Origin of the sequence: Porphyromonas sp. oral taxon 278 str. W7784 (genome assembly GCF_000467855.2) — a bacterium.
Lineage (GTDB): Bacteria > Bacteroidota > Bacteroidia > Bacteroidales > Porphyromonadaceae > Porphyromonas.
Window position 1 is genome coordinate 37,302 of sequence record NZ_KI259236.1, and the last position, 6,331, is coordinate 43,632.

Here is a 6,331-nt window from a genome sequence, read left to right on the forward strand (position 1 = left end):
TCTTCTATTGGCTCTTATTGGTGGTGCAAAAGTACAAAAACTATAGCCCTAGTCGGTAGAGCCTTGCCGAGTGGATCGTACTCGTAGCACTGTCGGAGAAGAGTCGTAACTGGCTGTAAGGCTTACGTGGGAAGACCAAGTTCGTCATGGCGATACGTCCGCCGTCGACGAAGAGCTCCGCTACACTGCGGTCGATGAAGAGGCGAAGCTGGTACCTACCACCACGGCAGATACCGAGGGGTGCCCAGGTGGCTAGAGCAAAGTCATTCTGGTAGTTGATCCCCTCGCCCGTACGCCAGTCGGCACGCTCTCGCTCGTGGGGCGTGGCATGGAGGCCAAAGTCTACGAGCCCGCTCCGAGTACGGTCCATGACGATGCGTCCCTTCTCTAGATCGAGGTAGATCGGTAGTTCATCCCCCAGCTCGTTAGACAGGACGAAGCCTACCCGAGAAGCCTTGGGCGAAGGGGTAAGTTCTACCTCCAGCTCGAAGCTGTCATCGAGGTCACGGAGGGCATCAGATAGCGTTAGGTCGGTATGAAGAGTAGGGGGAAGGGCGAGCTTGCGCTCCTCCTTCCTCAGCGCTTCGACTTCCTTAGCTGGGCGGGCACCGACATAGGTCCTTCCCTCCTGACGGAAGAGGAAGAGCTCTCGGGGAAGGCTGTTTGCCCCTCGGCTCTGCTTGAAGGGCGTAAGATGGGCGTACTGCCAGTTGCTGATCCACGCTAGCCCTAGCGCCCGACTCCCTGTGCCGTGGAAGGTGACGAAGGCGTAGTGATCCTTCCCGAAGTCCAGCCAGCGGGCTACCTCGGGCTCGGTATCAGGGACGAAGGTCTCCCCGTCGAACGTGCCCACGAAGTACTCCGTAGCACTGCCTCCGAAGGGGCACCCTGGGTTGATGTTGACGAGCATCACCCATTTCTTCTCTCCACTTCCCTCGAGAGGAAGCTCGAAGAAGTCGGGGCACTCGAACTGGTTCGGGCGTGCTCCATAGCCTTCACCAAAAGCGCTGACGTACTCCCAGCGCTTAAGGTCTTCGGAGCGGAAGAAGCGCATCTCCTTGTCTGCCGAGACGATCATATACCACCTATCGTTAGGCTCGTACCAGAAGACCTTTGGGTCTCGGAAGTCCGAGATCCCGTCCGAGGGTGTGAGGATGGGATTGCCCTTGTACTTGGTGTAGCTTAGCCCGTCGTCTGTGCTGTACGCCAGACATTGGGCCTGCCACTGCTTCCCCTCACGGATCTTGTGCGCCGTGTAGTAGGCGAGGATCGCATTCTTCCCAAAGCCTGCTCTTCCCTCCCTATCGAAGATGGCACTACCGGAGAAGATGTGCCCCATCGTGTCCCTCGCTAGCGCCGGAGGGAGGTGCTCCCAGTGAATGAGGTCTCGGGAGCGACTGTGCCCCCAGTGCATATTCCCCCATCTCGACCCGTAGGGATTGTACTGATAGTAGAGGTGATAGACGCCATCCTTGTAGATCATCCCATTGGGGTCGTTCATCCAGCCATAGGCGGGGCTGTGGTGGTAGCTCGGGCGGTAGTAGTCCCGATGAGAAGTGTCGAAGCTGTCGGCGAGCTGGAGCCGCTGCCAAGTGATGGCCTTGGGCGAGAGACCTACGACCTTGATGGTGTAGGGATCCTTGCCCCGAGGGATAGGGATGGGCACGAAGTAGTCTACGCTGTCGACGGCAAGACGGAGGTCCATCTCGACCTCTTCGTTTTGCTCCCCGAGAAGCACTACTGTTGCCTCTCTCTGGTTTTCCTCGATAGGTGCGAGGAGGTAGTACTGGTGCCTCTGGAGCTTAATCAGTGTAGTCGAATCATCGGGGTGAAGGATCTCCATAGATTGGGGGGAAGAGCCCTGGCATCCTACGACAATCAGAAGCAGGATGGAGAGCAGGGTGAAACGAAGTTGATTCATCAGGGATCGTAGGGGATGGGATGAGGAGAAAGGGTGAGGGTGGAGCGACTAGACGACTCGGTCAAGATCCGAGCGTCCGGCGAGGAAGCGAGCGACGTTCTCAAGCATCTCTTCATTCATGGCCCTTCGAGCATCTGCCGTCTGTGTCCCGGTGTGGGGAGTCATGCAGACGTTCTCCAGCTGGCAGAGGGGCAGGCGGGGGATGTCCTTGTCTTCGAAGACGTCGAGCCCAGCGTAGGCGATGGTGTGGGACTGTAGCGCCGAGATGAGGGCATCCTCGTCGACGACAGAGCCTCGGGCGGTATTGATGAAGATCGTCGAAGGCTTCATCAGAGCGAATTGCTGAGCTCCGATGAAGTGATGCGTCTCTGGGCTGTACGGGGTATGTATGGAGATGAAGTCGGAGAGGCGAAGGAGCTCCTCCAGAGGAGCATAGCTAATGCCCTGCCTTGTCTCTTCCTCGGGGCTGAGAGGGGTGCGCTTGTGATAGAGAACCTTCATCCCGAAGGCACGAGCACGGGAGGCAACAGCGGAAGCGATCCTCCCGTAGCCTATGAGCCCGAGGGTCTTCCCCGAGAGATGTACCCCGAGGTAACCAGAGCGACCTATGGCGGTGCTCTCTCCGGGATGGCGTCGGACGAGGCGGTCTAGTTCGCTCACCCTACGAGCGCAGTCGAGCATCAGCGCTAGGGTCAGTTCGGCCGTCGGGATGATGACCGCCTGAGGAGTATTGGTGACGGTGATCCCATGGGAACGGGCGTAGTCGATGTCTATATTGTTGAAGCCTACGCCAAAGTTGGCGATGAGCCTGAGGCGAGTGCCGTGCTCGAGGAGCTCGGCTCGGGCGGGGCGGTCAAAGACGGAGCAGAGGACCTCGGCCTCGGGAAGGAGTCCCTGAAGCTCCTCAAGAGTGAAGTCCCTGCCCTTCGGTGGACGAATGATCTCGTGCTCGCTACCGAGCTTCTCAAAGCCTTCGTCTCGGGTATCGAAGGCTACCAGTATCTTAGCCATAGTGTCGGGGGTGTAGAGTGAATAGCGTCACTAAGTTACGTAATTTGTAAGAAGCACCTTCGTGGAAGCCCTGAATACAAGAAGGGCCTCAGACTACCAGCGTAGTCCGAGGCCCCTCGTTAGTGCCTTAGAGGGAGAAGTGCCTTAAGCCTTCTTGCCCTGATTAGCGACCGCTTCCATGAGCTTCTTGATCTCTTCGGGGTCACCGAGGAAGTAGTCCTTGACGAGACGAAGCTCATCGTCGAACTCGAATACGTAAGGTACAGCGGTAGGAAGATTGAGCTCTACGATGTCTTCATCAGAGATCCCCTTGAGGACCTTGATGATACCACGGAGGCTATTACCATGGGCAGCGACGAGGACGTCGTCGTGCTGCATGAGCGATGGGAAGATCTTGTCCTCCCAGTAGGGGAGCGTACGAGCTACCGTGTGGCAGAGTGCTTCCGTCAGAGGAAGGTAAGCGGGGACGACACCTGCGTAGCGAGGGTCAGCCTGAGGAGCACGCTCGTCAGTAGCTTCGAGGGGCGTAGGGGGCACGTCGTAGCTACGGCGCCAGATCTTGACCTGAGCATCGCCGTACTTCTCTGCCGTCTCAGCCTTGTTGAGGCCCTGGAGCATACCGTAGTGCTTCTCGTTGAGTCTCCAGCTCTTCTCTACGGGGATCCAGTCGAGATCCATGACGTCGAGGATTTGGTTGAGGGTCTTGACGGCACGCTTGAGGTAGGAGGTGTAAGCCTGCGTGAAGCGGAAGCCGTTCTCCTTGAGGATGGCTCCTGCCTTCTTTGCTTCTTCGATCCCCTTTTCGGAGAGGTCGACGTTGGTCCAGCCTGTGAAGCGGTTCTCCTTATTCCATACGCTTTCGCCGTGACGGATCAGTACAATTCTCTTCATGATTCGTTGATGATGTATATAAATGATTAGTTGCTCTCGCTTTACGTGGTACAAAGATAGCCAAACTTATCTGTGCTAGTTCAGCTCTCTGAGGAGCTGGCGTACCTTGTCTCTCCAGTCCTCTCCATTCTGAGGCTGGTAGGCGTGTATCCCGAGCTCACGGGCCATCGCTACGTTGGCGGGGCCATCGTCGAGGAAGAGCGTCTCTTCGGGGATCATGTCCCCCTCACGAAGCATCGTCTCGAAGAAGCGACGTTCGGGCTTGACCATCCCCATCTCGCAGGAGGCGAACTTCTTCACGCAGAAGGATGATAGAGTCCTACCGCTAGGCAGGAAGCGATCCGATTCGCAGAAGTCCATGACGTAGGGATTGGTATTGGAGAGGATGAAGATGCGGTAGTCCTTCAGTTCCTCCTCGATGAAGTCGAACTTATAGGCATCGACCTTGCTCAGGAAGCCGAAGTAGGCATGAGCGATCTCGTCGTAGCTAAGTTCCCGCCCCGAGAGTTCGCTTAGGGCTGCTCGGAACTGGGGCTCGGTCATTCGCCCGTCTTCCACCTGTAGGAAGTAGCCACTCTGTAGGTAGGGGTCAAGCATCTTCTCGACGTCAGGTACCCCGAGGGCAGAGAAGCGACGGAGCGCCTCTTCACGGTCGAGCGTGAAGAGGACGCCCCCTAGGTCTAATACGATGTTTCTGATCATTCAGTGAAGGGGTTTTAAGTAGTCTATCTATGCTTGGGCTGCATAGAGATCAGCGGGATGAGCATCTCTTCGAGGGAGATGCCTCCGTGCTGGAAGGTATCCCGATAGTACTGCACGTAGTAGTTGTAGTTATTCGGGTAAGCGAAGAAGTCGTCGCTGTAGCTGAAGACGTAGTGGTCGGAGAGATTGGACTGGGGGAGGCCGATCTTCGCCGGCACGAGCGCCTCGTAGACTTCCTTGGGGTTGTACGAAAGGGTCTTGCCGACCTTATAGCGGAGGTTGGTATTGGTATTCTTGTCGCCGACGATCTTCACGGGGTTCTTCACGCGGATGGTACCGTGGTCGGTGGTGAGGATGACGCGGTAGCCCATCTCGGCGATGTGCTTGAAGAGGTTGTAGGTCGTCGAGTGGCGGAACCAGCTCTTCGTCAGCGAGCGGTAAGCGGCCTCGGTATTGGCCAGCTCACGGATCATCTTGCTCTCGGTGCGGGCATGGGAGAGCATGTCCACGAAGTTGAGGACGATGACGTTGAGCGGGTACTGCTTGAGGCTATTGAGGTTCGATAGAAGGCGTTCGCCGAAGCGTGCTTCGTAGACCTTATTGTAGGAGAAGGAATAGTTCTTGCGGTAGCGCTGCAGGAGGGTCTGGATCATGGGCTCCTCGTTGAGGTTCTTCCCTTCTTCGCTCTCCTCGTCGACCCACAGCTCGGGGAACATCTTAGCGATATCCAAGGGCATCAGCCCGGAGAAGATCGCATTGCGGGCGTACTGCGTCGCCGTCGGTAGGATCGAGAAATAGAGATCTTCGTCGAAGGTGTAGAATTCGCTCAGCATCGCCTTGACGCTCTCCCATTGGTCGTAGCGGAAGTTGTCGATGAGGATGAAGAACACCTTCTCTCCCGAGTCAAGGAGCGGGAAGACCTTCGTCTTGAAGAGGTCGGGGCTCATCAAGGGGCGAGTCTCTGGTTCGCGTATCCAGCCTTCGTAGTTCCGACTGATGAAGCGGGCGAAGAGGCGACCAGCTTCGGCCTTCTGCATCTCGAGAAGTTCCTTCATCTGCTGGTCGCCTTCCTCGAGTTCGAGCTCCCAGTGCACCAGGCGGCGATAGAGCTCCTTCCATTCTTCTACCGAGAGGCGGTCGCTCATCTGAGCGCTCAGCTGGGCGAACTCCTGCCGGTAGTTCATCATCGTGGCTTCGTTGATGATGGAGCTCTGGTGGAGGTTCTTCTTCAGCGCCAAGAGGAGCTGGTTGGGATTGACGGGCTTGATCAGGTAATCGGTGATCTTCCCGCCGATGGCTTGGTTCATCAGCTCTTCCTCTTCGCTCTTAGTGACCATGATGATGGGCACGAAGGGGCGAAGTTCTTTGATTCGCTGTAGGGTGTCGAGGCCCGTCAGGCCGGGCATGTGTTCGTCGAGGAAGATCAGGTCGAAGGTCTGGCTTTGGACGGCCTCGATGGCATCGGCTCCGCTCAAGACGGGCGTCACTTCGTAGCCCTTGTTCTTGAGGAAGAGGATGTGAGGCTTGAGCAGGTCGATCTCGTCGTCGGCCCAAAGGATCTGATAGACTTTATTCGTATTCATGATGTGCGAAGATACATAAAACTCATGGGGCTCGCCCCAAGGCTATAACGGCAAACTAGCCCCTCTCGGTGTCCCGCCAAGGTACAAGCCCTTCGCCTTCCTTCGCCTCCCTCTGCCCCGAGCGGCATCCTTCCTTGCCCAAGGAAATCCGCTCCCTTCCGTGGGCAAGGCGCGAAATTTTCTTCCGCAAGGAAATAAATTTCCGCATATGCGAAAATATTTT

5 protein-coding genes are annotated in these 6,331 nt (G+C 56.8%); all 5 read right to left on the minus strand.

Annotated elements, in window-relative coordinates:
* Window positions 1–40 precede the first annotated feature (40 nt).
* The 5 genes from HMPREF1556_RS04650 to HMPREF1556_RS04670 all read right to left on the minus strand — a co-directional run bounded on the left by HMPREF1556_RS04650 (window position 41) and on the right by HMPREF1556_RS04670 (window position 6,108).
* Complete coding sequence (locus HMPREF1556_RS04650) at window positions 41–1,921, minus strand: GH32 C-terminal domain-containing protein (RefSeq protein WP_021667147.1); 1,881 nt, start codon at window positions 1,919–1,921, stop codon at window positions 41–43.
* Between the two features lie 48 nt (window positions 1,922–1,969).
* A complete protein-coding gene (locus tag HMPREF1556_RS04655) occupies window positions 1,970–2,932 on the minus strand; it encodes an NAD(P)-dependent oxidoreductase (RefSeq protein ID WP_021667148.1) in 963 nt (320 codons plus the stop codon).
* 144 nt (window positions 2,933–3,076) lie between these two features.
* Window positions 3,077–3,823 carry a 2,3-diphosphoglycerate-dependent phosphoglycerate mutase gene (gene gpmA / locus HMPREF1556_RS04660; protein ID WP_021667149.1) on the minus strand — a complete coding sequence of 249 codons (747 nt, stop codon included), beginning with the start codon at window positions 3,821–3,823 and terminating at the stop codon, window positions 3,077–3,079.
* 75 nt (window positions 3,824–3,898) lie between these two features.
* Window positions 3,899–4,525 (minus strand): HAD family phosphatase, encoded by a 627-nt coding sequence (locus tag HMPREF1556_RS04665; protein WP_021667150.1) that lies wholly within the window; start codon window positions 4,523–4,525, stop codon window positions 3,899–3,901.
* Window positions 4,526–4,548: 23 nt separating this feature from the next.
* Entirely contained in the window at window positions 4,549–6,108 is a 1,560-nt protein-coding gene (locus HMPREF1556_RS04670) for a PglZ domain-containing protein (RefSeq protein WP_021667151.1), read from the minus strand.
* Window positions 6,109–6,331 lie beyond the last annotated feature (223 nt).